At 66.3% G+C, this 25719-nt stretch carries 21 protein-coding genes and 1 pseudogene; 16 read left to right on the top strand and 6 right to left on the bottom strand.

Annotated elements, in window-relative coordinates:
- Positions 1-31: 31 nt before the first annotated feature.
- Positions 32-1030 carry an LLM class flavin-dependent oxidoreductase gene (locus DIE06_RS15915; protein ID WP_124662242.1) on the bottom strand — a complete coding sequence of 333 codons (999 nt, stop codon included), beginning with the start codon at positions 1028-1030 and terminating at the stop codon, positions 32-34.
- A gap of 641 nt (positions 1031-1671) precedes the next feature.
- Between DIE06_RS15915 and hpnI the strand changes: the two genes are divergently transcribed.
- From hpnI to DIE06_RS15870, 9 genes are all read left to right on the top strand, one after another.
- Positions 1672-2847 (top strand): bacteriohopanetetrol glucosamine biosynthesis glycosyltransferase HpnI, encoded by a 1176-nt coding sequence (hpnI, locus tag DIE06_RS15910; RefSeq protein WP_124662241.1) that lies wholly within the window; start codon positions 1672-1674, stop codon positions 2845-2847.
- Between the two features lie 174 nt (positions 2848-3021).
- Entirely contained in the window at positions 3022-4464 is a 1443-nt protein-coding gene (gene hpnJ, locus DIE06_RS15905; RefSeq protein ID WP_306426965.1) for a hopanoid biosynthesis associated radical SAM protein HpnJ, read from the top strand.
- 3 nt (positions 4465-4467) lie between these two features.
- Positions 4468-5352 (top strand): hopanoid biosynthesis-associated protein HpnK, encoded by an 885-nt coding sequence (gene hpnK, locus DIE06_RS15900; protein ID WP_124662240.1) that lies wholly within the window; start codon positions 4468-4470, stop codon positions 5350-5352.
- A complete protein-coding gene (locus DIE06_RS15895; RefSeq protein WP_124662239.1) occupies positions 5349-6389 on the top strand; it encodes a lysylphosphatidylglycerol synthase domain-containing protein in 1041 nt (346 codons plus the stop codon). Before hpnK ends, DIE06_RS15895 begins: the two co-directional genes overlap by 4 nt.
- Positions 6390-6476: 87 nt before the next feature.
- Positions 6477-7034 (top strand): hypothetical protein, encoded by a 558-nt coding sequence (locus DIE06_RS15890; protein ID WP_124662238.1) that lies wholly within the window; start codon positions 6477-6479, stop codon positions 7032-7034.
- A 266-nt stretch (positions 7035-7300) separates the two neighbouring features.
- A complete protein-coding gene (locus DIE06_RS15885; protein WP_124662330.1) occupies positions 7301-7990 on the top strand; it encodes an ABC transporter permease in 690 nt (229 codons plus the stop codon).
- Positions 7987-8700 carry an ABC transporter permease gene (locus DIE06_RS15880; RefSeq protein ID WP_044849122.1) on the top strand — a complete coding sequence of 238 codons (714 nt, stop codon included), beginning with the start codon at positions 7987-7989 and terminating at the stop codon, positions 8698-8700. The genes DIE06_RS15885 and DIE06_RS15880 overlap by 4 nt, the downstream gene beginning before the upstream one ends.
- A gap of 21 nt (positions 8701-8721) precedes the next feature.
- On the top strand, positions 8722-9522 hold the full coding sequence (locus DIE06_RS15875) for an ABC transporter ATP-binding protein (protein ID WP_124662237.1): 801 nt from the start codon (positions 8722-8724) through the stop codon (positions 9520-9522).
- A 21-nt stretch (positions 9523-9543) separates the two neighbouring features.
- Positions 9544-10584 (top strand): GlxA family transcriptional regulator, encoded by a 1041-nt coding sequence (locus DIE06_RS15870; protein ID WP_124662236.1) that lies wholly within the window; start codon positions 9544-9546, stop codon positions 10582-10584.
- A 404-nt stretch (positions 10585-10988) separates the two neighbouring features.
- On the opposite strand, the gene DIE06_RS15860 is transcribed toward DIE06_RS15870, so the two are convergent.
- The 3 genes and pseudogenes from DIE06_RS15860 to DIE06_RS15845 form a co-directional block, all read right to left on the bottom strand.
- Complete coding sequence (locus DIE06_RS15860) at positions 10989-11324, bottom strand: hypothetical protein (protein WP_124662235.1); 336 nt, start codon at positions 11322-11324, stop codon at positions 10989-10991.
- Positions 11325-11834: 510 nt separating this feature from the next.
- Positions 11835-12467, bottom strand: coding sequence for a type VI secretion system amidase effector protein Tae4 (locus DIE06_RS15850; RefSeq protein WP_124662234.1), 633 nt, complete (start codon positions 12465-12467; stop codon positions 11835-11837).
- A pseudogene (locus DIE06_RS15845) lies at positions 12460-13044 on the bottom strand (PAAR domain-containing protein). Before DIE06_RS15845 ends, DIE06_RS15850 begins: the two are co-directional and overlap by 8 nt.
- Before the next feature lie 662 nt (positions 13045-13706).
- Between DIE06_RS15845 and DIE06_RS15835 the strand changes: the two are divergent.
- The 7 genes from DIE06_RS15835 to DIE06_RS15800 all read left to right on the top strand — a co-directional run bounded on the left by DIE06_RS15835 (position 13707) and on the right by DIE06_RS15800 (position 22088).
- Positions 13707-14939, top strand: a complete 1233-nt coding sequence (locus tag DIE06_RS15835; RefSeq protein WP_124662233.1) for an aspartate aminotransferase family protein — start codon at positions 13707-13709, stop codon at positions 14937-14939.
- Between the two features lie 30 nt (positions 14940-14969).
- Positions 14970-16022, top strand: coding sequence for an arginine/ornithine succinyltransferase subunit alpha (gene aruF / locus DIE06_RS15830; protein WP_124662232.1), 1053 nt, complete (start codon positions 14970-14972; stop codon positions 16020-16022).
- Complete coding sequence (astA, locus tag DIE06_RS15825) at positions 16019-17065, top strand: arginine N-succinyltransferase (protein WP_124662231.1); 1047 nt, start codon at positions 16019-16021, stop codon at positions 17063-17065. Before aruF ends, astA begins: the two co-directional genes overlap by 4 nt.
- A 7-nt stretch (positions 17066-17072) precedes the next feature.
- Positions 17073-18536: a succinylglutamate-semialdehyde dehydrogenase gene (gene astD / locus DIE06_RS15820; RefSeq protein WP_124662230.1), complete on the top strand. Its 1464-nt coding sequence runs from the start codon at positions 17073-17075 to the stop codon at positions 18534-18536.
- A gap of 14 nt (positions 18537-18550) precedes the next feature.
- Positions 18551-19891 (top strand): N-succinylarginine dihydrolase, encoded by a 1341-nt coding sequence (astB, locus tag DIE06_RS15815; RefSeq protein ID WP_124662229.1) that lies wholly within the window; start codon positions 18551-18553, stop codon positions 19889-19891.
- 7 nt (positions 19892-19898) lie between these two features.
- Positions 19899-20939, top strand: coding sequence for a succinylglutamate desuccinylase (gene astE / locus DIE06_RS15810; protein ID WP_185733413.1), 1041 nt, complete (start codon positions 19899-19901; stop codon positions 20937-20939).
- 354 nt (positions 20940-21293) lie between these two features.
- Positions 21294-22088, top strand: a complete 795-nt coding sequence (locus DIE06_RS15800) for an ABC transporter substrate-binding protein (protein ID WP_124662227.1) — start codon at positions 21294-21296, stop codon at positions 22086-22088.
- Between the two features lie 112 nt (positions 22089-22200).
- Here DIE06_RS15800 and DIE06_RS15795 read toward each other — a convergent pair whose 3' ends face one another.
- Together DIE06_RS15795 and cdpA are read right to left on the bottom strand one after the other, a co-directional pair.
- Entirely contained in the window at positions 22201-23718 is a 1518-nt protein-coding gene (locus DIE06_RS15795) for an HDOD domain-containing protein (protein WP_124662226.1), read from the bottom strand.
- A 27-nt stretch (positions 23719-23745) separates the two neighbouring features.
- Positions 23746-25485: a cyclic di-GMP phosphodiesterase CdpA gene (gene cdpA / locus DIE06_RS15790; protein ID WP_221624056.1), complete on the bottom strand. Its 1740-nt coding sequence runs from the start codon at positions 25483-25485 to the stop codon at positions 23746-23748.
- Between the last annotated feature and the right edge of the window lie 234 nt (positions 25486-25719).

Genomic DNA, 25719 nt, shown 5'->3' with positions numbered 1-25719 from the left:
CGCACCCGCCTGCGCGGGCGCGCACGTCGGGTCAGCGGGTTTCGTTCGCGAGTTCGTCGCGGATCCGTGCCGCCAGTTCGAACGAACGCACCCGCGCGGCGTGATCGTAGATCTGCGCGGTGATGATCACTTCGTCCGCGCCCGTTTGCGCGATCCGGTCGCGCAGCTTGTCGCGCACCGTATCGCGTGAGCCGACGGCCGCGAACGACAGCGCATGCGCGACGTTCGCGAGTTCGAATTCGCTCGCCTCGAGCGCGTCGACGGGCGGCGGCAGCTTGCCCGGCGTGCCGCGGCGCAGGTTGATGAACTGCTGCTGCAGCGACGTGAAGAGGCGCCGCGCCTCGTCGTCGGTTTCGGCCGCGAACACGTTGACCCCGACCATCGCATGCGGCTTCGGCCACGCGGCCGACGGCCGGTACTGGGCGCGATAGAGCTCGAGCGCACGCATCAGGTAGTCCGGCGCGAAGTGCGACGCGAACGCGAACGGCAGCCCGAGCATCGCGGCCAGCTGCGCGCTGAAGAGGCTCGAACCCAGCAGCCACACGGGCACGTCCAGCCCCGCGCCGGGCACCGCGCGCACGCGCTGGCCGGGCACCGGTTCCGCGAAGTAGCGCTGCAGTTCGGCGACGTCGTCCGGAAACGCGTCGGCGCTGCCGATCAGGTCGCGGCGCAGCGCGCGCGACGTGGTCTGGTCGGTGCCGGGCGCGCGGCCGAGCCCGAGGTCGATGCGCCCCGGGTACAGCGATGCGAGCGTGCCGAACTGCTCGGCGATGACGAGCGGCGCATGGTTCGGCAGCATGATCCCGCCCGAGCCGACGCGGATCGTCTTCGTCGCGCCCGCCACATGACCGATCACGACGGCGGTTGCCGCGCTCGCGATGCCGGGCATGTTGTGATGTTCGGCGAGCCAGTAGCGCCGGTAACCGAGGCGCTCCGCGTGCTGCGCGAGATCGACGGTGTTGCGGAATGCCTGCGCGGCGTCGGCACCGGTGGGAATGGGGGCAAGATCGAGAACGGAAAACGGGATCATCGGGTGGCCTTCGAAAGGGAGGGGCGCGGTGATGCGCATGCGCAACAGATGCCGACGATTTTGCCAAAGGGTTCCGCAACGCGCTGGCGACGCGCGGATACCCATGCGCCTTTCAGGGGCGTAAGGGTGGGCCTGGTGATCGTTGCAAAAATCGATCTAATCACCGAATAATTACCGAACTTTACGGCGATTGGGCGTGTCTCCGCATCGACGTACAAATTTCCACGAAACGTTTGATTTTTCAGACTGCAATACGCCTGCAAAGCGCTTACGCTAACGTGAACGTGGCGGCACCAGAATGGTTCCCCGGTCGCACAGCTTTGCCGAAATCGCATCAGTCCGTTTCGCGAGGTGCCCAAGCGCGGGCTGGCGCAGGCTGCTAAAATCCGGCGCCTGTCCATGTTGTGCCGATGGTTGCCATTGGAATCTTCCCGCATCCCGCCCGGGCATCGCGCGGGGATGTGCCACGCGAAGCCGGGCATGGCCGCTTTCGGGGAATGGGCCGTGCCTCCCCATTACACAGACACTGCTGGAACAAGGAGTCGGGTCGTGCCCGCGTTCGTTGCTGTCGGAATACCCAATCACGTTCAATCCGGTTCGATCGGCTGGCAGGGCGCCCGCGTCGCCGGAGGGCGTCGCGCATGACGCCGACCGTCACGCTGCTCGACTGGCTCCTGACCGTGTTCACGCTGGCCGCGGCCGGCTATGCGCTCGTCGCGGCGTTCGCGCCGCGCCCGCGCACGCCGCGCACCGCCGCGCGCGACGGCTTCGAGCCCGTCAGCGTGCTCAAGCCGCTGTGCGGCGCGGAGCCGCACCTGTACGAGAACCTCGCGACGTTCTGCGAGCAGCGCCACCCGTGCCATGAAGTGCTGTTCGGGGTTGCGTCGGCGGCCGATCCGGCCATCGCCGTCGTCGAGCGGCTGCGCGCCGACTATCCGGAATGCGACATCACGCTCGTGATCGACGCGCGTGTGCACGGCAAGAACCTGAAGGTCAGCAACCTGATCAATCTCGCCGAACGCGCGAAGTACGGCCGCATCGTGATCGCGGACAGCGACATCGCGGTGAAGCCGGACTATCTGGAGCGTGTGACGGCGCCGCTCGCCGACACGTCGGTCGGGGTCGTCACGTGCCTGTATCATGCGCGCAGCGTCGGCGGGTTCTGGACGCGGATCGGCGCGCAGTTCGTCGATGCCTGGTTCGCGCCGTCGGTACGGATCACGCACCTCGGCCGCTCGAGCCGCTTCGGCTTCGGCGCGACGCTGGCGCTGACGCGCGACTCGCTCGACCGGATCGGCGGGTTTCCCGCGTTGAAGGACGAACTGGCCGACGACTTCTGGCTGGCCGAGCTGCCGCGCCGCCTCGGGCGGCGCACCGTGCTGTCCGAGGTCGAGGTCGCGACCGACGTGATCGAACCGTCGTTCGGGCCGCTCTGGCACCGCGAGACGCGCTGGCTGCGCACGATCCGCTCGCTGAACCCGAGCGGCTTCGCGTTCCTGTTCATCACGTTTACCGCGCCGTGGCTCGCGATCGGCGCGGCGCTCGCGCTGCGTCTCGACGGCACCGTCGCCGGCACGCTGGCGGGTGGCGCGGCCGTCGTGGGTGCGTTCGGGCGGCTCGTGCTGCACGCGCGCGGCGAGGACGGCTGGCGCGCGTTCTGGCGTGACCTGCCGCTCGTCGCGGTGCGCGACACGCTGCTCGCGCTCGAATGGCTCGCGGCCGCATTCGGCACGCACGTCGTGTGGCGCGGCGCGAGGATGACGGTCGTCGGCGGCGAACGCGCGGCGGCAATGGTGGAAGGCGGCGACGGCCGCTGACGTACTCGAGGTACGTTCTCCGGGGAACCGGCCTCGAGCCCGTCCCCGATCGAATCCGGCCAGAGGGCCGAGACGCGCCGCGCGGCAACGCCGCGCGACGCGACATGACAGAGACGCGGGCGCCGGCAGGGCGGCCCGCGGTTGATTGACTGAATCGTTGAAACGAATCGAACTATGCAGGCTACCGGAGCATTCATGAAAACGCTGTTCTTGCAGGCCCCTTCGTATGACGGCTTCGACGGCGGAGCCGGCTCGCGCTATCAGGCGAAGCGCGAAATCCGTTCCTTCTGGTATCCGACGTGGCTCGCGCAGCCGGCCGCGCTCGTGCCGGGCAGCCGCGTGGTCGACGCGCCGGCCGACGGCCTGTCGGTCGAAGAGACGCTGAAGATCGCCAACGACTACGACCTCGTGATCATCCACACGAGCACGCCGTCGTTCCCGACCGACGCGATGTTCGCGCAGGACCTGAAGAAGATGAAGCCGTCGATGCTGGTGGGCATGGTGGGCGCGAAGGTGATGGTCGATCCGCACAACTCGCTCACGGCGAGCGAGGCAATCGACTTCGTGTGCCGCGAGGAATTCGACTACACCTGCAAGGAAATCGCCGAAGGCAAGCCGTTCCCCGAGATCAAGGGCTTGAGCTGGCGCGCGAAGGATGGCTCGATCGAGCACAACGAAGCGCGTCCGATCCTCGAGAACATGGACGAACTGCCGTTCGTCGCGCCCGTCTACAAGCGCGACCTGAAGATCGACAACTACTTCATCGGCTACCTGAACTATCCGTACGTATCGATCTACACGGGCCGCGGCTGCAAGTCGCGCTGCACGTTCTGCCTGTGGCCGCAGACGGTCAGCGGCCATCGGTATCGCACGCGCTCGGTCGAGAACGTGCTCGCGGAAGCGAAGTGGATCCGCGACAACATGCCGGAAGTGAAGGAACTGATGTTCGACGACGACACCTTCACCGACGACCTGCCGCGCGCCGAAGCGATCGCCATCGGCCTGGGCAAGCTCGGCATGACGTGGTCGTGCAACGCGAAGGCGAACGTGCCGTACAAGACGCTGAAGGTCATGAAGGAAAACGGCCTGCGCCTGCTGCTGGTCGGCTTCGAATCCGGCGACGACCAGATCCTCGTGAACATCAAGAAGGGTGTGCGCACCGATTTCGCGCGCCGCTTCAGCGCGGACTGCAAGAAGCTCGGCATCAAGATCCATGGCACCTTCATCCTCGGCCTGCCGGGCGAGACGCAGGAAACCATCAAGAAGACGATCGAGTACGCGAAGGAAATCAATCCGCACACGATCCAGGTGTCGCTCGCCGCGCCGTACCCGGGCACGACGCTCTACAAGCAGGCCGTCGAGAACGGCTGGATGGAAGAGAACAAGACCATCAACCTGGTGAGCAAGGAAGGCGTGCAGCTCGCGGCGATCGGCTATGCGCACCTGTCGCGCGACGAGATCTATCACCATCTCGAGCAGTTCTATCGCCAGTTCTACTTCCGTCCGTCGAAGATCTGGGAGATCGTTCGCGAAATGCTGACGAGCTGGGACATGATGAAGCGCCGGCTGCGCGAAGGCGTCGAGTTCTTCCGCTTCCTGCGCGCGCACGAGGCCTGATTCGTGACGACGCAGCGGGCGGCGCGGGCGCTGATCTTCACCGCGGACGACTTCGGGCTGCACCCGCGCGTCAACGCGGCGGTCGAGCGCGCGCACCGCGACGGCGTGCTGAACGCCGCGAGCCTGATGGTCGGTGCGCCCGCGGCGCAGGACGCGATCGAACGCGCACGGCGCCTGCCGTCGCTCGCGGTCGGCCTGCATCTGGTCCTCGCGGACGGGCCGGCCACGCTGCCCGCGCATGAGATCCCGGCGCTCGTCGGCCCCGACGGGCGGTTCGGCGATGCGATGGCGAAGGACGGCTGTCGCTTCTTCTTCCTGCCGCACGTACGTGCGCAGCTGCGCCGCGAGATTCGCGCGCAGTTCGACGCGTTCGCGGCGAGCGGTCTGCCGCTCGACCACGTGAACGCGCACAAGCATTTCCATCTGCATCCGACCGTGCTGTCGATGATCATCGAGATCGGCCGCGACTACGGGCTGCGCGCGGTGCGGCTGCCATACGAAACGAGCGCGCCCGCGCTGCTCAAGCCGTGGATCGCGCTGGTCCGCGCCCGGCTCGACCGCGCGGGGCTCGCGCATAACGACTACGTGGTCGGGATCGAGCATACGGGCGCGATGGACGAGGCGGTGCTGCTCGACGCGCTCGCGGCGCTGCCGCCCGGTGTCGGCGAGATCTACTGCCATCCTGCGGAAGCCGGCGACGGCCCGATCACGCCGACGATGGCCGCTTACCGGCCGGTCGACGAACTGGATGCGCTGCTGTCGCCGCGCGTCGCGGCCGCGCTGAAGGCGGCCGGCGTCACGACCGGCGGTTTTGCCGACGTGTTCGGCCAGCCCGCGGGACGGCACGGCACGCGCCCGTCGCGCGAGGCGGGGGCGCAGCCGTCATGACCAAGTGGATCAAATGGCTCGGCTGGCCGGTCGGCATCGGGATCCTGCTTGCGCTCGGGTTGCACGAAGGCATCGGCGACGTGTCGCGGATGCTCGAGCGCGCCGGCTTCGCGTTGCTGTGGCTCGTGCCGTTCCACGCGCTGCCGCTGCTGCTCGACGCGTATGCGTGGCACCAACTGCTCGACCGGCGCGCGTCGCTGTCGTTCCTGTGGTGGGTGGCGACCGTGCGCGAAGCGGTGAACCGGCTGCTGCCGGTGGTCGGGATCGGCGGCGAGCTGGTCGGGATCCGGATGGCGCGCTGGCAGGTGCCCGACGCGAGCCGCGTGACCGCGTCGGTGATCGTCGAGGTGCTGGTGACGATCGTCGTCCAGTATGCGTTCGCGGCGCTCGGCCTCGTGCTGCTGCTCGCGACGACACACGACATGGGCGGCGGCACGATCGGCCTCGCGCTGCTGCTGACGCTGCCGTTGCCGGTGCTCGGCGTCGTGCTGATGCGGCGCGGCGGGATCTTTCATGCGATCGAGCGGTTCGCGGGGCGTCTGCTCGGCGATTCGCACCGGTTGCTGCAGGGTGTCGACGGCCGCCGCCTCGATGGCGACATCGACGCGCTGATGTCGCGCACGGCGCTGTTGTTCAGCGCGTTCTTCTGGCAGCTGTCCGGCTATGTGCTCGGCGCGCTCGAAATTTACTGGGCGCTCGCGCTGCTCGGCCATCCGGTATCGATCGGCGGCGCGATCGCGATCGAGGCGATGACGCAGGCCGTGCGGCATGCGGCGTTCATGGTGCCGGGCGGTCTCGGCGTGCAGGAGGCGACCGTCGTGCTGCTCGCGCAGATGTTCGGCGTCGATCGCGAGACGGCGCTGTCGCTCGCGCTGGTCAAGCGCGGCCGCGAGGTGCTGTTCGGCTGCCTGGCGCTCGGTTCGTGGCAGCTTGCCGAACTGGTGCGCACGCGCCGCCGGATCAAGGCCGTGCCGGCCGGGGCGCGCGCCCCGCAGGCGAGCCGCGAGGCCGAGGTGCAAACCGAAACGATGCATTGAACATGAGACGGGCCGCGCGCCCGTCTCGCGCTTTTGGCGTTGCGCGGGTATCCTTGCCGCGTGTTTTCTCGACGCGCATTTCTTCCGATGATTTTCCGTTTCCGGCACCTTCCCGTGACGATGCTGGCCGCCGCGCTGGCGCTGACCGGCTGCGACGACAAGCAAGGCAATCTCGACGTGCAACGCATCAGGGACTTTTTCAACGCGATCAAGCCGGCGCCGCTGCTGCTCAAGGGGCTGAAGGCCGGCGTATCGACCGAAGCCGACGTACGCGCCACGATGGGCAAGCCCGAGACCGAGCGCGCCTTCACCGACGGCTCGAAGCGCCTCGAATATCCGCGCGGCCCGATGGGCAACCAGACCTGGTTCGTCGACCTCGACCCGAACGGGTACTACATGGGCGCGACGCAGGTGCTGACCGCGGAGAACTTCGCGAAGGTGCGTCCCGGGATGACCGAGGACGAGGTGCGGCGCCTGCTCGGCAAGCCGGGCGACATCGCGCAGTACCCGCTGAAGCCCGAGACGGTGTGGAGCTGGCGCTGGCTCGAGGACGGCGTGAACACCGACGCGTTCTTCAACGTCCATTTCGGCCCGGACGGGCTTGTCTATACGACTTCGCGTTCCGACATCCTGAAAGGGCGGTGAGACCGCCTGCGGCGCTATATCGAAAAAGCGACCGGAAAATTGCAAAAAACCCGCTTCCCTGCCTGTTATCCGACTGTCAGGGAGCGGGTTTTTTCCTTTTGAAACAGCGGTATAGGCCGTGCCGGCAAATGGTGGGATGAATTGCTGCGACGCAGCAATCGCGCCTGCGGGGATTTGAGGCAATCAATTTCGCTTGCGACTATCCGCGTCAGTTCGGCGCGGGACAGCGTTTCGCGCCGGTGTTCATGTCAACACTGGAGACGCGCGTGTTCCTTTACGGCTTTGGTCCTGTCCTCTGGGCCGGCACCATGCAGACCATCGAGCTGTCGGTGCTGTCGCTCGCCGCTGCGGTGGCGCTGGGGCTGATCGGCGCGGTGGCGAAGCTGTCGCATAACCGGGTGGTGCGAGCGATCGCGACCGGTTATACGACGCTGATTCGCTCGGTGCCCGATCTCGTCCTGATGCTGCTGTTGTTCTACAGCATCCAGATCTGGCTGAACCAGTTCACCGACCTCGTCGGCTGGGACCAGATCGACATCGACCCGTTCGTCGCCGGCGTGCTGACGCTCGGCTTCATCTACGGCGCGTACTTCACCGAGACGTTCCGCGGTGCGTTCCTGTCGGTGCCGCGCGGTCAGCTCGAGGCCGGCGCGGCGTACGGGATGAGCGGGATGCGCGTGTTCGTGCGGATCATGTTTCCGCAGATGATGCGCTTCGCGCTGCCGGGCATCGGCAACAACTGGCAGGTGCTCGTGAAGGCGACCGCGCTGGTGTCGATCATCGGCCTCGCGGACGTCGTGAAGGCCGCGCAGGACGCCGGCAAGAGCACGTTCAACATGTTCTTCTTCATCCTCATTGCGGCGCTGATCTACCTCGCGATCACGACCGTTTCCAACCTCGTGCTGATCCAGCTCGAGAAGCGTTATTCCATGGGCGTGCGGCACGCAGAACTATGATCGAGATCCTCCAGGAATTCGGCCAGGCGTTCCTTTACTGGGACGGCCAGCGCCTCTCCGGCCTTGCGGTGACGCTGTGGCTGCTCGTCGCGTCGATATCGCTCGGTTTCGTGTGCGCGGTGCCGCTCGCGGTCGCGCGCGTGTCGAAGAAGAAGTGGCTGTCGATGCCGGTGCGGTTCTACACGTACGTGTTCCGCGGCACGCCGCTCTACGTGCAGCTGCTGTTGCTGTACACGGGCATGTACAGCCTCGAGTTCGTGCGATCGCACTCGCTGCTCGACGCGTTCTTCAGGAGCGGCTTCAACTGCGCGATTCTCGCGTTCGCGCTGAACACCTGCGCGTACACGACCGAGATCTTCGCGGGCGCGATTCGCGCGATCCCGCACGGCGAGGTCGAGGCGGCGCGTGCCTACGGGATGTCGCCGTTCACGATGTACCGCCGGGTGATCCTGCCGTCGGCGCTGCGCCGTGCGCTGCCGCTGTACAGCAACGAGGTGATCCTGATGCTGCACGCGACCACCGTTGCGTTCACCGCGACCGTGCCCGACATCCTGAAGGTCGCGCGCGACGCCAATTCCGCGACCTACATGGCGTTCCAGTCGTTCGGAATCGCCGCGCTGATCTATCTTGCGGTATCTTTCGCACTCGTCGCGGCATTTCGCCGGGCGGAGCGCCACTGGCTCGCGTATCTCGCGGCCGGCCGTCATTGATTTCACTTCGAGGAGAGCCAGTTGGCCGAGATCACTCAAACGAGCGCGTCCGCTTCCGTCAAGCTTGCCGCGGTCGACATTCACAAGCGCTATGGCGATAACGAGGTGCTCAAGGGCGTATCGCTGAACGCGAAGGCCGGCGACGTCATCAGCATCATCGGCGCCAGCGGTTCGGGCAAGAGCACGTTCCTGCGCTGCATCAATTTTCTCGAGCGGCCGAATGCGGGGCAGATCGTCGTCGACGGCGAGGCCGTGCGCACGAAGACCGACCGCGCCGGTGCGCTCGAGGTCGCCGATCACAAGCAGTTGCAGCGCATCCGCACCAAGCTCGCGATGGTGTTCCAGCACTTCAATCTGTGGTCGCACATGAACGTGCTCGAGAACGTGATGGAAGCGCCGGTGCACGTGCTCGGCATTTCGAAGAAGGAGGCCGAGGAGCGCGCGCGCGAATATCTCGAGAAGGTCGGCCTCGCGCCGCGCGTCGAGAAGCAGTATCCGTCGCATCTGTCGGGCGGCCAGCAGCAGCGTGTCGCGATCGCGCGGGCGCTGGCGATGCATCCGGACGTGATGCTGTTCGACGAGCCGACGTCGGCGCTCGACCCGGAACTGGTCGGCGAAGTGCTGAAGGTGATGCAGAAGCTGGCCGAGGAAGGCCGCACGATGATCGTCGTCACGCACGAGATGGGTTTTGCGCGCAACGTGTCGAACCACGTGATGTTCCTGCATCAGGGGCGGACCGAGGAAGAGGGCGATCCGAAGGAGGTGCTGGTGCGTCCGCAGAGCGAGCGTCTGAAGCAGTTCCTGTCTGGCAGTCTCAAGTAACGCGAAGGGCGGGTTTCATACGTGGTACCGGTGTCTCGTCCCGCAGGCGCCACCCGCACGACGCAGGTGGTGATCGTTGCATTGCCGCCCGTGTCGATGTCGGGCGTGGGTCCGATCGTCGATGCGTTGCATCTCGCGAACGAGATCGACGGGCGCTTGCTCTATCGCTGGCAGGTGTGTTCGTGGGACGGGCGGCCGGTGCCGCTCGTCGGCGGGGCGCAGTGGCATGCCGATGCGGCGTTCAACGATGCGATCGCGTGCGACTGGCTGATCGTCGTGTCGGAGCGGTTTCAGCAGTTTGCCGACTATCGGTTGTTTCTCGCGAGTCTCGCGCGGGTCGGGCAGCGGACGCCGGTCGTGACCGGCATTCATCACGGCGTGTGGTGGCTCGCGATGGCCGGGCAGCTTTCCGGATATCGCGTGAGCGTGAACTGGGAGACGTATCAGCAGTTCGCCGAGCAGTTCGAGCGGTCGATCGTCACGCAGCAGATCTTCGAGATCGATCGCGATCGGGCGACCTGTGCCGGTGGGCAGGCCACCGTGGACTTCATGCTGGCCATGATTGGCCGGGAACATGGGGCGGATCTCTCGGAGCGGATTGCCGATGCGCTCGGGGCAGGGACGCTGCGGAGTGGTGAGGAACGCCAACGGATTCCTTTTGTTACCGCGCCCGGTGAGCGACATCCTCGGTTGAATGATGCCTTGCTTTTGATGGAAGCCAATATCGAGGATCCGCTTACTACCGATGAGATCGCCGGGCTGGTCGGCGTGTCGCGGCGGCAGTTGGAGCGGCTCTTTCGGCAGTATCTCGGGGCGATGCCCTCCAAGTATTACCTCAATCTTCGGTTGCTCAAGGCACGGACGCAGTTGCAGCGGACCAGCAAGTCGGTGGTTCAGGTCAGTCTTGCTTGCGGGTTTTCTTCTGCTGCGCATTTTTCCAATGCCTACCGCGAGCGGTTTGGCGTTACGCCTCGGGAAGATCGACGGGCATGGCTCGAGAAACAGACAGGCGGCGGGAGCGAGCCTCGCGGGGGCGCGCTTGTCGAGCGCGGGAAGGATTAAGTGGTTTGTTGCGGGGCGCCTGCGTTTGACGTGAAGCACCTGTGATCGTGTCGGTCTATTAGCGTCGCCCCTGCGCGGGGCGGCGGTTACTTTTCTTTGTCTTGCCAAAGAAAAGTAACCAAAAGAAAGGCGCCCGGATAACGCATGACTTCCCGGTGCCATGGTCCACGGAGTGGCCCTCGCCTAAGTGTCGGCGCCAGGAAAGAACACGGAGTGGTTCGAGCAATGGTTCTGACACCTCTCACCACCCCACGGAGCGGTATACCGCTTGCCAGCTCCGTCCTCGCTTCGCTCGGCCGACAGGTGCTTCAGCTCGCGAGGTGAGTTTGCGGCTTCTTGCCCGAAGGCGAGGGATAAATGAACGATGATGACGCCCCCTCGATACGCACGAGTAGGGGCTGCAGTTAGCCAGCAAGACCTATGTACGGTACGACGTACGGCTTGCTATAGAAGAGCGCGGCGAGCAACGTTACACCGAAAAATACGCTTCCCCAGCGACGGCACGCCCAGCGTTTATACGCCACGGCGTTTAATACCGCACATGCGACAGCCGGCCATAGCAGCGTGATGAACATGCCCGCCAGGAACTTCGCGTGAGATGTGCAGTGCTCCATGTCGTTGCAGCCCGCCGCATGCGATTTCGCTTCGGGCCAATCGATGTGATCGAGGATGCAGATGGTCGCCCATGTGACGAGCAGGCCCCAGCCGAACCCTAGTACTGCGAGCGCCATACGTTTCATTTCACTTCCCAGAAGAGGGTTTCTTTGGAATTGGCAGGTCGGAGAACCAGTTGGATGCTGACCACGCCAGTGAAAATCCGGGTAACGTTGTTGTATTGCCCATGAATGTCGCTTGGTTAGAACCCGGCCTTGCGCCGGGTTTCTTTTTCTATCCAAGTGGCTATCTGGCAAGCCATCGGTCGACGAGCCATAGGTAGGGAGCGACGTGAAGCAGTAAATAGATCAGCATGACGAACAATGTAGACGCTGCAAACTTGATGCTCCATCTGCGCAGCGACCAACGCTTATAAGCAAAGACGTTGAGCGTGGCAAAAACGACCGATGGCCATATGACCGTAATGAGCAATGTCGCGATATAAACTGCGTGAGGCGCGCAGTGCTCCATGTCACTACAGCCGGCCGATCGTGATTGCAGAGCGTCAGGCCAAGGAATATGGCCGAATACATAGAGGCACGCTGCTGCAACAAGCAAGCCCCACACGACGCCTAGCATAGCGAATGCTATACGTCTCAATTCACCTCCCAGAATAGGATTTCTTTAGATTTCGCGAGGTCCGAAATCACATTCCCGTTTCCCCCGCGAAGCCGCGACGATAGGTCTGGGAACGTTCGCTGACCAAGGCGAAATCGCCAGAACGACGCAAAGGATGGTGTCAGTGTGTCTTGGTTCCACAGGTCGATGTGGCCGCCACTCAGTGCATCGGCTGAGTCGCCATCCTGACGCCAGTAGCCGAAAAAGTAGATGATACCGGTTCGGTTTTTTACCTTGTCCTGCCAATCTGGACCGGTGATGTTTTCAGGTTTGCCAAGCCCAAGGAATGGGCGAAGCTTCAACCATTCTGCCAGCTCGTAAGCGCGCGTCGCCGTCGCTTTGCAGCCGAGTATCAGGCGGCCTAGTGTTTTCTTGCCAGGCATCGGCTTCAACACGTTTTGAGAAAACGACTTCATGTCGCTGCCGATGCCGTGAAACGTAACGCTCATGCGTATCGCGCATTGATTCTCATACTCGCCAGTGGGGTCATCGTAGGGGTCCTTGTTCGGATATGCGTTCCAAAGTTCTTGAAAGGACAGCGCCTGGAGTTGTACGGATTTCTTCGATTTTGGCGTGTCGTTCGTGCGGACCTTCGTGGAGGGATTAGGCATGGCTTACCCCGCTGTGTTTTTTTGCAATGGCTTCATCGCCCCAATAGACGGTGTAGTTTCCTGATCCGTCGCCGGTGTGGACGCGGGGTAGCTCGCCGCTTGCATCGAGGACTCCAGAATGGATGCGGCCGTCTGTCGTCTCGATGTAATAGGGATAGCCGTTTGGGCCGCCGGAATGACTGCCGCCGCCAGTCTTCACCTCGACCTGTTCATCGAATGCGCCTTTCTTGACCGACGCGACACCGCCCGTGGTCGTGCGGCTCGAAATGACTTCCCCGAGACCCTTTAGCCGATCCTCACATCAAGCTTCGCCTGCCAGTAACGCGACGATGCTCGGTGGAGTCGAGCAGCCGCACAGAACAATATCGCGGTCGAGCGCGACCTCTCCCTGGAACTTGAGTCGATATGGCCCGCCAGCCTTTGCGATGATGCCGGTGCTTTGACATGCAGCACAGAATGCACGACCGCCGATCAAGGCTGCTTGATGGCCGCGGATCAGGAACGGCGGTCCACTGTACGAGTTGATTTTCCCGCCGCTTGAGAGACTATCGCCGACGACCGCAATTCTTCTATTCATTGTTTTGACCCTCTCGGAAAGTCACAATCGTAGTCGCGCCGGGAAAAAGGCCATCTCGATATTGTTTGCGGTGCTCGAGACGGCGCGCGCGGGGTACGTTGTTTGCACATGGGGTGTCGCGCCATTGCGTGCGGTGACTTCCAGAACTGATCGATTGATTCCGTCGTACCAGGGGGCATCCTGGTCGGCCGAGCGAAGCGAGGACGGAGCTAGCGGGCGGTATACCGCTCCGCGGGGTGGTGTGGCGGGTCAGAACCATTGCTCGAACCACTCCGGGTTCCCGACTGGCGCCGACACTTAGGCGAGGGCCACTCCGATGGCTATGGCACCGGGAGGTCATGCGTTATCCGGGCGCCTTTCTTTTGGTTACTTTTCTTTGGCAAGACAAAGAAAAGTAACCGCCGCCCCGCGCAGGGGCGACGCTCATGGACCGACACGATCACAGGTGCTTCACGTCAAACGAAAGCGCACCACCAAAACGCCCCCAAATAAACCACACCGGCAGAACCACACCGGCAGAACCACACCCCCCCGCCGGGAGGGCAAAATAAAGCGAACTATCCGCTTCCGATAGAACCCGTCGCAATTCCGCAAGACGCTTGCGTCACCCTTACCTAAACTTGATCCTGTTGAACCCTCTTACGAAACCGAAAGGAACGACCATGACGACCTCGACCGTGACCCGCCAGACATTCGACGAAGTGATGGTGCCGGTATTCTCCCCGGCGCCGTTCGTGCCGGACCGTGCAGAGGGCTCACGCGTGTGGGACACGGCCGGCCGCGAATACGTGGATTTCGCCTGCGGCATCGCCGTGACGTCGCTGGGCCACGGCCACCCGGAACTGTTGAAGGTCCTGGACGAACAAGGCCGCAAGCTCTGGCACATCGGCAACGGCTACACGAACGAGCCGGTGCTGCGCCTCGCCAAGCGCCTCGAATCGCTGACCTTCGCCGACCGCGCATTCTTCGCGAACTCCGGCGCGGAAGCGAACGAAGCCGCACTGAAACTCGCACGCCGCGTCGCATTCGACCGCCACGGCGCCGACAAATATGAAATCGTGTCGTTCGTCCAGTCGTTCCACGGCCGCACGTTCTTCACGGTCAGCGTCGGCGGCCAGCCGAAATACTCGGAAGGCTTCGGCCCGGTGCCGGCCGGCATCAAGCACCTGCCGTTCAACGATGTCGAAGCCGCGAAGGCCGCGATCGGCCCGCAAACCTGCGCGGTGATCGTCGAGCCGGTGCAGGGCGAAGGCGGCGTGATCCCGGCCGATCCGGCCTTCCTGAAGGCACTGCGCGAAGCATGCGACGCGAACGACGCACTGCTGATCTTCGACGAAGTGCAAACGGGCGTCGGCCGCACGGGCCAGTTTTATGCATACATGGACACGGGCGTCACGCCGGACATCCTCACGACCGCGAAGGCGCTCGGCAACGGCTTCCCGATCGGCGCGATGCTGACGACGAACGAACTGGCCGCACACTTCAAGGTCGGCGTGCACGGCACGACGTACGGCGGCAACCCGCTCGCGTCGGCGATCGCGGACAAGGTCGTCGAACTGATCGGCGACCCGGCACTGCTCGAAGGCGTGCGCGAACGCAGCGTGCGGCTGAAGGGCGCGCTGGAACGCATCAACGCACGCTTCGGCATCTTCAAGGACATCCGCGGCAAGGGCCTGCTGGTCGGCGCGGAACTCACCGCCGCATTCGACGGCCGCGCGAAGGACTTCGTCACCGCCGCCGCCGAGAACGGCCTGATCATGCTGATCGCGGGCCCGAACGTGCTGCGCTTCGTCCCGTCGCTCGTGATCCCGTTCGACCTGCTCGACGAAGGCGTGAAGCGCTTCGAGAAGGCAGTCGAGCAGGTGCTCGCGGCCCAGGAAGCCACCGCGCGCTGATCGGCGCACCCATCGCAGACAGGAACGACGATGCTATTTGTTCGCCCCGGCAAACTCACGGATCTCGATGCGCTCGCGCACATGGCGCGCACCGCGCAGCCGGTCCTGCACTCGCTGCCGCACGACCGCGCGGCGCTCGAAGCGCGCGTGGCGCTCTCCGAGGATTCGTTTCGCGCGGACGTCGATTTCGCCGGCGAAGAGTTCTATCTCTTCGTGCTCGAGGATTCGTCGACGGGCAAGCTGCTCGGCACGGCGAGCATCGTGGCCGCGGCCGGCTACTCGGAGCCGTTCTACGCGTTCCGCAACGACGCACTGATCCACGCGTCGCGCGAGCTGCACGTGAACCGCAAGATCCACGCGCTCACGATGTCGCACGAGCTGACCGGCAAGAGCCGGCTCGCGGGCTTCTACGTCGATCCGTCGCTGCGCGGCGACGCGGCCGCGCACCTGATCTCGCGTGCGCGGATGATGTACATCGCCGCGAATCGCCGCCGCTTCACGCCGGAAGTGTTCACGCTGCTGCTCGGCGTGAGCGACAACACGGGCGCATCGCCGTTCTGGGAAGCGGTGGGCCGCAAGTTCTTCGGCCGCAATTTCACCGACGTCGACATCGCGTCGGGCGGCCGCAGCCGCACGTTCATCGCGGAAGTGATGCCGGCGTATCCGCTCTACGTGCCGCTGCTGCCGGAAGCGGCGCAGCGCGTGCTCGGCGAGCCGAACGAAACGGCGCTGCTCGCGTACGACATCCATCTCGAGGAAGGTTTCGAGCCGGACCGCTTCGTCGACATCTTCGACGCGGGCCCCGTGCTGACCGCGCAGGTCGACCGCACCGCATGCGTGAAGCACGGCGCGGAGCGCACCGTGCGCGAAGCCGCGCGTCAGCAGGGCGATGTCGCGTACATGGTGTCGACGGGCAGCGGCGAATCGTTCCGCTGCGTGTTGGCCGACCTGCCGGCCGAAACGGCCGACGCGCCGCTGGCCGGCGACGTGCGCGCGGCGCTCGATGTGAAGGATGGCGATGTTGTGCGCTGCGTGCCGCTGCATCGCCGCGACGATGAAGAGATGAAGGGAGACGCAGCATGATCGTCGTTCGGGTCGTACAAACGGGCGACGTCGACGCGCTCGTGTCGCTCGCGAAGGAAACCGGGCCGGGCCTGACCACGTTCAAGCCCGACCGCGACGCGCTCGCCGCGCGCATCGAACGCACGCGCCGCACGCTCGAGGGCGAGGCCGCACCGGGCGAGGCCGGCTACTTCTTCGTGATGGAAGAATCGAAGACGGGCGACATCGCGGGCGTGTGCGGGATCGAGACGCAGGTCGGCCTCGAGCAGCCGTTCTACAACTATCGCGTGAGCACGGTCGTGCACGCGAGCCAGGAGCTCGGCGTGTGGACGCGGATGTCCGCGCTGAACATCTCGCATGACCTGACGGGCTACGCGGAAGTGTGCTCGCTGTTCCTGAGCCCGCGCTATCGCACCGGCGGCGTCGGCGGCCTGCTGTCGCGCTCGCGCTTCATGTTCATCGCGCAGTTCCGCGACCGTTTCCCGGAGCGCATCTGCGCGGAGCTGCGCGGCCACTTCGACGAGGACGGCACGTCGCCGTTCTGGCGCGCGGTCGGTTCGCACTTCTACCAGATCGATTTCAATGCAGCCGATTACCTCAGCTCGCACGGCCGCAAGTCGTTCCTCGCGGAACTGATGCCGCGCTATCCGGTGTACGTCGACCTGCTGCCGCAGGACGCGCAGGACGCGGTCGGCCTCACGCACCGCGACACGCTGCCGGCGCGCAAGATGCTCGAAGCGGAAGGGCTGCGCTACCAGAACCACGTCGACATCTTCGACGCGGGCCCGGTGCTCGAATGCCACATCAACGACCTGCGCACGGTGCGCGAGAGCGTCGTCGTGCCGGTCGCGATCGGCGTGCCGGACGCAAGTGACGATGCGCGGGACGGCCATCCGTCGAGGTCGCTCGTGTCGAACACGTCGCTGAACGATTTCCGCGTCGGCGTCGCGCCGGGCGTGGTCGCGAACGGTTCGTTCGTGCTGTCGGCCGACGATGCCGCCGCGCTCGACGTGAAGGCCGGCGATCCGGTCCGCGTGCTGCCGCTCAAAGTCAAACAGGGATAAACGAATCATGACGGAACTCTTCATCGACGGCGCCTGGGTCGCAGGCTCGGGCCCCGTCTTCGCTTCGCGCAACCCGGGCACCGACGCGATCGCATGGCAGGGCGACAGCGCATCGGCGGCCGACGTCGACCGTGCGGTCGCGAGTGCGCGCCGTGCGTTCGCCGGCTGGTCGGCGCTCGACTTCGATGCGCGCTGCGCGATCGCCAAGCGCTTCGCGGTGCTGCTCACCGAGCGCAAGGAAGCGATCGCGACCGCAATCGGCCGCGAGACGGGCAAGCCGCTGTGGGAAGCGCGCACCGAAGTCGCGGCGATGGCCGCGAAGGTCGGCATCTCGATCCAGGCGTACCAGGAACGCACCGGCGAGAAGCGCCAGGACATGGCCGACGGCGTCGCGGTGCTGCGCCATCGCCCGCACGGCGTCGTCGCGGTGTTCGGCCCGTACAACTTCCCCGGCCACTTGCCGAACGGCCATATCGTGCCGGCGCTGATCGCGGGCAACACGGTCGTGTTCAAGCCGTCGGAGCTCGCACCGGGCGTCGCGCGTGCGACGGTCGAGGTGTGGCAGGAGGCCGGGCTGCCGGCCGGCGTGCTGAACCTCGTGCAGGGCGAGAAGGACACGGGCATCGCGCTCGCGAATCACCGCCAGATCGACGGGCTGTTCTTCACCGGCAGCTCGGATACCGGCACGCTGCTGCACAAGCAGTTCGGCGGCCGTCCGGAAATCGTGCTCGCGCTCGAGATGGGCGGCAACAACCCGCTCGTGATCGGCGAAGTCGAGGACATCGACGCGGCCGTGCATCACACGATCCAGTCGGCGTTCCTGTCGGCCGGCCAGCGCTGCACGTGCGCACGCCGCATCTTCGTGCCGCAGGGCGCGTTCGGCGACCGCTTCCTCGCACGCTTCGCCGACGTCACGTCGAAGATCACGGCCGACGTGTTCGACGCCGATCCGCAGCCGTTCATGGGTGCGGTGATCTCGGCGCGCGCGGCCGCGAAGCTCGTCGACGCGCAGTCGCGCCTGGTCGAGCAGGGCGCGAAGCCGATCATCGCGATGACGCAGCGCGATCCGCGCCTGGGCTTCGTGAATGCGTCGATCATCGACGTGACCGGCGTGGCGAGCCTGCCCGACGAGGAGCACTTCGGCCCGCTCGCGCAGATCGTGCGCTACGCGACCTTCGACGAAGCGATCGAGCGCGCGAACGACACGGCGTTCGGCCTGTCCGCCGGCCTGCTGGCCGACGACGCGCACGCATGGGACCACTTCCGCCGCACGATCCGTGCGGGGATCGTCAACTGGAACCGTCCGACCAACGGCGCATCGTCCGCCGCGCCGTTCGGCGGCACGGGCCGCTCGGGCAACCATCGGCCGAGCGCGTACTACGCGGCCGACTATTGCGCGTATCCGATGGCGTCGGTGGAAAGCACCGAACTGACCTTGCCCGCGAGCCTGTCGCCGGGCCTGCATTTCTGATCGAGGGAACGACGATGAACGCACAAGAAGCCAATTTCGACGGACTCGTCGGCCCGACCCACAACTATGCCGGGCTGTCGTTCGGCAACGTGGCGTCGCTCAACAACGAGAAGTCGGCCGCGAACCCGAAGGCCGCCGCGAAGCAGGGGCTGCGCAAGATGAAGCAGCTCGCGGATCTCGGCTTCGCGCAAGGCGTGCTGCCGCCGCAGGAGCGCCCGTCGCTGCGCCTGTTGCGCGAGCTCGGCTTCTCCGGCAAGGACGCGGACGTGATCGCGAAGGCCGCGAAGCAGGCGCCCGAGCTGCTCGCCGCGGCGAGCTCGGCGTCGGCGATGTGGACCGCGAACGCGGCGACCGTCAGCCCGTCGGCCGACACGAGCGACGGCCGCGTGCACTTCACGCCGGCCAACCTGTGCAGCAAGCTGCATCGCGCGATCGAGCACGAAGCGACGCGCCGTACGCTGTCGACGCTGTTCGCCGATCCCGCGCACTTCGCGGTGCACGAGGCGCTGACGGGCACGCCGGCACTCGGCGACGAAGGCGCGGCGAACCATACGCGCTTTTGCGCGCAATACGGCCAGCCGGGCGTCGAGTTCTTCGTGTACGGCCGCGCGGAATACCGCCGCGGCCCGGAGCCGAAGCGCTTCCCGGCGCGCCAGACCTTCGAGGCGAGCCGCGCGGTCGCGCATCGCCACGGTCTCGCCGAAACGGCGACGGTCTATGCGCAGCAGGATCCGGACGTGATCGACGCGGGCGTGTTCCACAACGACGTGATCTCGGTCGGCAACCGCGACACGCTGTTCACGCACGAGCGCGCGTTCGTCAACAAGCAGGCGATCTACGACACGCTGACGGCGACGCTCGACGCGCGCGGCGCGCGGCTGAACGTGATCGAGGTGCCCGATGCGGCCGTGAGCGTGAACGATGCGGTGACGTCGTACCTGTTCAACAGCCAGCTGCTGTCGCGCGCGGACGGCTCGCAGGTGCTCGTCGTGCCGCAGGAGTGCCGCGAGAACGCGAACGTCGCCGCCTATCTCGACCAGCTCGCGGCCGGCAACGGTCCGATCCGCGACGTGCTCGTGTTCGACCTGCGCGAAAGCATGAAGAACGGCGGCGGCCCCGCGTGCCTGCGCCTGCGCGTCGTGCTGAGCGACGCCGAGCGCGCGGCCGTCACGTCGAACGTGTGGATCAACGACACGCTGTTCGCGTCGCTCGATGCATGGATCGAAAAGCACTACCGCGACCGTCTCGCACCGGAAGACCTCGCCGATCCGACGCTGCTCGACGAATCGCGCACGGCGCTCGACGAACTCACGCAGATCCTGCGCGTCGGGTCGCTGTATGACTTCCAGCGCTGAGCCCCGCATGTCGGCTGCCACGCTGCTCGACGACTTCCTCGCGTTCACGCTCGCGGGTGACACGCCGGCCGTGAAGGACGGCGCGTGCGCGGACGGTGCGGTGCGCTGGCAATGGCTCGGCGACGGGCTGCTCGAACTCGAGCCGGCGGGTGACGATGCAGGGCGCGCGAGCGTGCTCGTGTCGGCCGGCGTGCATGGCGACGAGACCGCGCCGATCGAGCTGCTGTCGATGCTCGTGCGCGATCTCGCGGCGGGCACGCTGCCGCTCGCGTGCCGAGTGCTCGTCGTGCTCGGCAACGTGCCGGCGATGCGCGCGGGCGAACGCTATCTCGACGACGACCTGAACCGCCTGTTCAGCGGTCGTCACGCGCAAGTGCCGACGAGCCGCGAAGCGCCGCGTGCGGCGCAGCTCGAAGCGGCGGCCGCCGCGTTCTTCGCGGCCGCGCCGGCGGGCGGCGCGCGCTGGCACATCGACATGCACACGGCGATCCGCGCATCGGTGTTCGAGCAGTTCGCGCTGCTGCCGCACACGGGCACGCCGCCGACCCGCGCGATGATCGAGTGGCTCGGCGACGCGCGCATCGCGGCCGTGCTGCTGCATACCGCGAAGGGCAACACGTATTCGCATTACACGGCCGCGCAGTGCGGCGCGCTCGCATGCACGCTCGAACTCGGCAAGGTGCGGCCGTTCGGCCAGAACGACCTGGCGCGCTTCGCGCCGGCGGATCGTGCGGTGCGCAAGCTCGTCTCGGGCGCATCGCGCGATGTCAATGCTCGGGGCGGCCATCCGCCATTACCGCGCGTGTTCACCGTGATCGACCAGATCACGAAGCAGAGTGACGCGCTCGAATTGTTCGTCGCGGCCGACGTCGCGAACTTCACCGCGTTCGCGCGCGGCACCGTGCTCGCGCAGGACGGCGACTACCGCTATACGGTGCAGCACGACGAGGAGCGCATCGTGTTTCCGAATCCGGGCGTGAAGCCGGGTCTGCGCGCGGGCCTGCTCGTGATCGACACGACGCGCGACACGCTCGCCTCGCTCGTCTGAACGGTGACCGGTTGCGCGTGGCTACGGTGATCCGGAGCCCGCGCATCGTCCCACGGCATCCCCCTGTTGCGTAGACGCCCGCATGCCGCGCAGACGGCCCGCGCGTCGCGCTTGCGTATTTGCGACATCGTCTTGCAAGTTCGACGGCGCATCCGGCCGTCGTCGCGCACGCAGCGCAGCATCGTGCGTTGGCGGCCGCCTTACCGTATCGGGCCGCCCGGATTGGTACAATCGCGGCCTTGCGGCTGTTGCGCCGCATCAAGGCGCGGCATCGGGATTGTCGTTGTCATCCGACCCTGCAATGATGCATGCGCCCGTAGTTCCGGAACATTCGAGTATCGAGGAGAACACCTGATGAAGTTGGATTGGCGTAAAGTGGCCGCGCACGCGGTAGTGGCGGCCTCGGCCGTGGCGGCAGGCAGCGCGATGGCGGCGGATCTGAAGGAGATCCGGTTCGGCGTCGAGGCCTCGTACGCGCCGTTCGAATACAAGACGCCCGACGGCAAGCTGACCGGCTTCGATATCGACGTTGGCAACGCGGTGTGCGCGAAGCTGAAGACGAAGTGCGTGTGGGTCGAGAACGACTTCGACGGCCTGATCCCCGCGCTGCAGGCGCGCAAGTTCGATGCGATCAACTCGGACATGACGATCACCGACCAGCGCAAGCACGCGATCGCGTTCACCGATCCGATCTACACGATCCCGAACCAGCTGATCGCGAAGCAGGGCAGCGGCCTCCAGCCGACCCCGCAAGCGCTGAAGGGCAAGCGCGTCGGCGTGCTGCAGGGCACGATCCAGGAAGCGTATGCGAAGAAGAAGTGGGCGCCGGCCGGCGTCGAAGTCGTGCCGTACCAGACGCAGGACCTGGCCTACGCCGACCTGAAGTCGGGCCGTCTCGACGCGACGTTCCAGGATTCGGAAGCGGGCTCGAAGGGCTTTCTGTCGAAGCCGCAAGGCCAGGGCTTCGGCTTCGCCGGCGGCACGGTCAGCGATGCCGAGATCCTCGGCTCGGGCGTCGGCTTCGGCCTGCGCAAGAACGACGCGGCGCTGAAGACCGCGCTCGATCAGGCGCTGAAGGACCTGAAGGCCGACGGCACGATCGACAACCTCGCGAAGAAGTACTTCAGCGTGCCGGTCACGCTCAAGTAAGCGTTGCGATCCGTCGTACATGCAGCCGGCCGCTTTCGCGGCCGGTTTGCATTTGCGGCGCCGCAACGCGCACGCAGGCCGGCGGGTGGCCGCCGGTCGCATGCGGCTTGCGTCACGCGGGGAAGAACCGCCCCAGTTCGCGCGCGAGCTCGTTGAGCACGCTCATCTCCTGCTGCGTGATCTTGCGCGCCGGCTGCGCGCCGGCCCAGTCGCCGTACAGCAGGCCGACGGTCGTCGTGCGGACGCGCACCGGCAGCAGCACGAACGCGCGCGTGTCGGGAAGCGCATCGAGGTACCACGCGGGCAGGCGCTTCACCATCTTCGGGTCCTGCGCCTGCTCGATGAAGATGCCGACCGAGTTCGTGATCGCGAGATGGAACACGTCCGGCTCGAAGCGCTCGTCGAAGCACAGCCGGTCGAGCGCCGCATCGACGTCCGGGCCGAAGCCGAGGCGCGCGGCGAACGCGCCGTCTTCCCGGCGCACGAACATCACGGTGCGCGTGAACGCGAGACCCGCGAGCAGGCTTTCCGACGCGAGTGCGAGCACCGGCGTCAGCACGTGTTCGGACGGCAGCGCGCGCAGGTCGGCGAGGCCGGCCTCGAGGCAGGCCTCGGGATCGGGCTGCGCCCGCGCGATCGCATCGGCGTTCGCGCGCAGCTCGACGATCTCGCGCATCACGGTGTCGCTCGCTTCCTCGCGTGCGAGCCGGTCGGCGATTTCCACCAGCGCGTCGGCGTCGATTTCCAGCTCCTGCCCGTAGTGCTGCGCGAGCACCGCGATGCGCGCGTCGCGCTGCGGGCCCGCGGGCATCGCGAGCGCACCGGCAACATCGGTCGAGCAGCGGCTCACCGCGCGCAGCCAGCGTACGCGGTCGGGGCTCTCGTCGGCGCACGCGTCGCGGGACTGCTGGCGGTTGTCGTCGGCGTCGTCCTCGTCCTCGTCGAGGCTGGCGGCGTGCGCGGGATGGCCGTCGCCGTCGGCCATCCCGGCGCGGATCACGTCCGGCAGCCGCCAGCTCGCGGCGGCCTCGAGACCGATCTCGTCGAAGCCGACGCCGAGCACGTCGATGCACGCGGCCGCATCGTCGCCGTCCAGCTCGGCGGCGCGACGGCGGATCCGGTCCCATTCGGTGTCGAGATAGCAGACCACCAGCAGCTTGCCGACCTGGCGCATCAGCGTGCAGACGACGGCTTCCTCGCCGCCGCGCAGCTCCGCATGCTCGGTGAGCTTGCGGGCGACGCAGCCGGACAGCAGCGCGCGGTTCAGCTCGAGCTTCGCGTCGATGCGGCGCGGCGTACTGTGGTGGAAATGGTCGACGAGCTTCAGCCCGACGACGAGATGGCCGACCGTGTCCATGCCGAGGACCATCAGCGCCCGCGTGACGGTCGTGATGTTGCCGCCGAACGCCATGTACATCGCGGAATTGGCCAGCCGCAGGACTTTCTGCGTGAGCGCGAAATCCGACAGCACGACGCGCACGAGCGCGGTGAAGTCGAGGTCGTCGTTCTTCATCGCGGCCATCGTCGCGCGCAGCGATTCCGACAGCAGCGGGAAGTCGCCCCGTTCGTTCATCCGGGCCCACAGCTTGTCGAGCAGCGCCGTGCGGGGCAGGTGTGCGGTGATTGACATACGGATCTATCCGGTTCGCCGCGCGCGTCAGGCGGCGTGCAGGCGCAGCTGTTGCGCCTCGAAGCGTCGTGCGAGTTCCTCGGACGGCAGCGCCTGACACACGAGCCAGCCCTGGATGTGGTTGCAGCCCATCTCGGTCAGCAGCTTGCGCTGCGCCTCGGTCTCGACGCCTTCCGCGACGAGCTCGAGATCGAGCGTCTGCGCGAGGCCGACCACCGCCGACACGATCGCGCGGTCGTTGCGCGACGTCAGCAGGTTCTCGACGAAGCTGCGGTCGATCTTCAGCTTCGCGAGCGGGAAGCGCTGCAGGTACGCGAGGCTCGAATAGCCGGTGCCGAAATCGTCGATCGCGAAGCGGATGCCGAGCTCGGTCAGCTCCTCGAGCAGCCCCTTCGCCTGTATGGGGTCGTGCATCAGCAGGCTTTCGGTGATTTCCAGCACGATGCGGCGCGGGTCGATGCCCGTCAGCGCGATCGCCTCGCGCACGCTCTGCGTGAAGCGCGGGTCGCGGAACTGCTGCGGCGACACGTTGACCGCCACATACTGCAGCGCGAGCCCCTGGCGATCCCAGGCGACGAGCTGCATGCATGCGGCCTTGAGCACCCAGTTGCCGAGGTAGTTGATCAGGCCGATCGATTCGGCGAGCGGGATGAAGGTCGCCGGCGGCACGAGGCCGTGCACCGGATGACGCCAGCGGATCAGCGCCTCGACGCCGTCCACCGCCCCCGACTGGCTGCGCGTGATCGGCTGGAAGTGGAGCGAGAACTCGCCGTTGCGCACGCCGTCGTACAGGTCGGCTTCGAGCTTGAGCCGCTCGGCGTCGGCCGGATCGTCGACCGGCGCGTGAAACGCGAGTGCGTTGCCGCCCGATGCCTTCGCCTGCGCGAGTGCGTGGTCGGCGCGGCGCAGCAGCGGGCTGTGGTGCTGTGCGCGATGGGGCGCGGCCCGTTCGTCCGGGTACAGCGCGATGCCGATGCTCGCGGACAGGTGGACGGTCTGCCCCTGGTATCCGTAAGGTTCGCGCACCGCGGCCTGCAGCCGGCGCGCGAGCGCGTCCGCGGCTTCGCTCGCGCGCGTGCGGTCCGGGGCGTTGAACACGATCGCGAACTTGTCGCTCGCGACGCGCGCGAGCTGCTCGTCGGGCGCCACGAGCGCCTGCAGCCGCCGCGCGGTGTCGCGCAGCAACGTGTCGCCGGCGTCGTAGCCGAGCGCGCGGTTGATGCGCTGGTAGTCGTCGAGGTCGAGCAGCAGCAGCGCCGCGCAGGTGCCGCTCTCGTCGGCGGCCTGCTGCGCGCGCATCAGCGCCGGCACGAGCGCGGACAGGTTGTCGAGCCCCGTCATCGGGTCGTGGTGCATCTCGTACGTCAGGCGGGCCTCGAGCGCACGCCAGGCCGACACGTCGAACGCCGCGATCGCGAAGCCGTCGACGCCATGATGGCGGCTCTTGAACGCACGAATCTCGACGTCGAGCGGGTAGGTGAGCGACTTGACGATGCACATCGTCGCCTTCTCGACCTGGCCGGAACGCGTGGCGCGCGCAAGCAGGCCTTCGAGCGTCGCGGTATCCTGTTCCGCGATCAGGTCGCGCAGCGTCAGCGTGTGCAGGTAGTCGCGGTGATAACCGATGAAGCGCAGGCTCGCGTCGGACACATACAGAAAGCGCAGCTCGCGGTCGACATGAGCGAGGAAATCCACCGTGCCGACCGTCTGCTCCAGCCAGTTGCGCACGGTGTCGTCGCGGCGCGGCGCGCCGGCGCGCGCAGGCATCAGCGCGCCGCCTGACCAGGCGAAGCGGCGCAGCGTATGCAAGGCATTGCGCCAGGAGCCCTTGCGTGGCGTCTGTTTCCTGTTGGCTTCCATGTGTCTCGCTGACGTGAAGGGCTGGAACCGGTTGTCCGGAAGGAATAACGGCAGGCTGCGCGAAATCTTTAACCGGCCGGCCGCGGCTGGCGCTGCCGCTGGACCGGGTTGTGCCCACCGGTGTTCGGCAGGCGAACGCTG

This window comes from Burkholderia sp. Bp8998, from assembly GCF_003854235.1.
Lineage (GTDB): Bacteria > Pseudomonadota > Gammaproteobacteria > Burkholderiales > Burkholderiaceae > Burkholderia.
Note: the sequence above shows the minus strand (reverse complement) of the source record. Positions and strands in the feature narration are given on the sequence as shown.

Coding starts and splice junctions, on each gene's coding strand:
- DIE06_RS15850 (WP_124662234.1), bottom strand. CDS start 12,467: ATGCCTAATCCCTCCACGAAGGTCCGCACGAACGACACGCCAAAATCG.
- DIE06_RS15890 (WP_124662238.1), top strand. CDS start 6,477: ATGATTTTCCGTTTCCGGCACCTTCCCGTGACGATGCTGGCCGCCGCG.
- DIE06_RS15880 (WP_044849122.1), top strand. CDS start 7,987: ATGATCGAGATCCTCCAGGAATTCGGCCAGGCGTTCCTTTACTGGGAC.
- astB (WP_124662229.1), top strand. CDS start 18,551: ATGAACGCACAAGAAGCCAATTTCGACGGACTCGTCGGCCCGACCCAC.
- DIE06_RS15800 (WP_124662227.1), top strand. CDS start 21,294: ATGAAGTTGGATTGGCGTAAAGTGGCCGCGCACGCGGTAGTGGCGGCC.
- DIE06_RS15895 (WP_124662239.1), top strand. CDS start 5,349: ATGACCAAGTGGATCAAATGGCTCGGCTGGCCGGTCGGCATCGGGATC.
- astA (WP_124662231.1), top strand. CDS start 16,019: ATGATCGTCGTTCGGGTCGTACAAACGGGCGACGTCGACGCGCTCGTG.
- DIE06_RS15860 (WP_124662235.1), bottom strand. CDS start 11,324: ATGAAACGTATGGCGCTCGCAGTACTAGGGTTCGGCTGGGGCCTGCTC.
- astE (WP_185733413.1), top strand. CDS start 19,899: ATGTCGGCTGCCACGCTGCTCGACGACTTCCTCGCGTTCACGCTCGCG.
- astD (WP_124662230.1), top strand. CDS start 17,073: ATGACGGAACTCTTCATCGACGGCGCCTGGGTCGCAGGCTCGGGCCCC.
- DIE06_RS15915 (WP_124662242.1), bottom strand. CDS start 1,030: ATGATCCCGTTTTCCGTTCTCGATCTTGCCCCCATTCCCACCGGTGCC.
- hpnJ (WP_306426965.1), top strand. CDS start 3,022: ATGCAGGCTACCGGAGCATTCATGAAAACGCTGTTCTTGCAGGCCCCT.
- DIE06_RS15795 (WP_124662226.1), bottom strand. CDS start 23,718: ATGTCAATCACCGCACACCTGCCCCGCACGGCGCTGCTCGACAAGCTG.
- hpnI (WP_124662241.1), top strand. CDS start 1,672: ATGACGCCGACCGTCACGCTGCTCGACTGGCTCCTGACCGTGTTCACG.
- cdpA (WP_221624056.1), bottom strand. CDS start 25,485: ATGCCTGCGCGCGCCGGCGCGCCGCGCCGCGACGACACCGTGCGCAAC.
- DIE06_RS15835 (WP_124662233.1), top strand. CDS start 13,707: ATGACGACCTCGACCGTGACCCGCCAGACATTCGACGAAGTGATGGTG.
- aruF (WP_124662232.1), top strand. CDS start 14,970: ATGCTATTTGTTCGCCCCGGCAAACTCACGGATCTCGATGCGCTCGCG.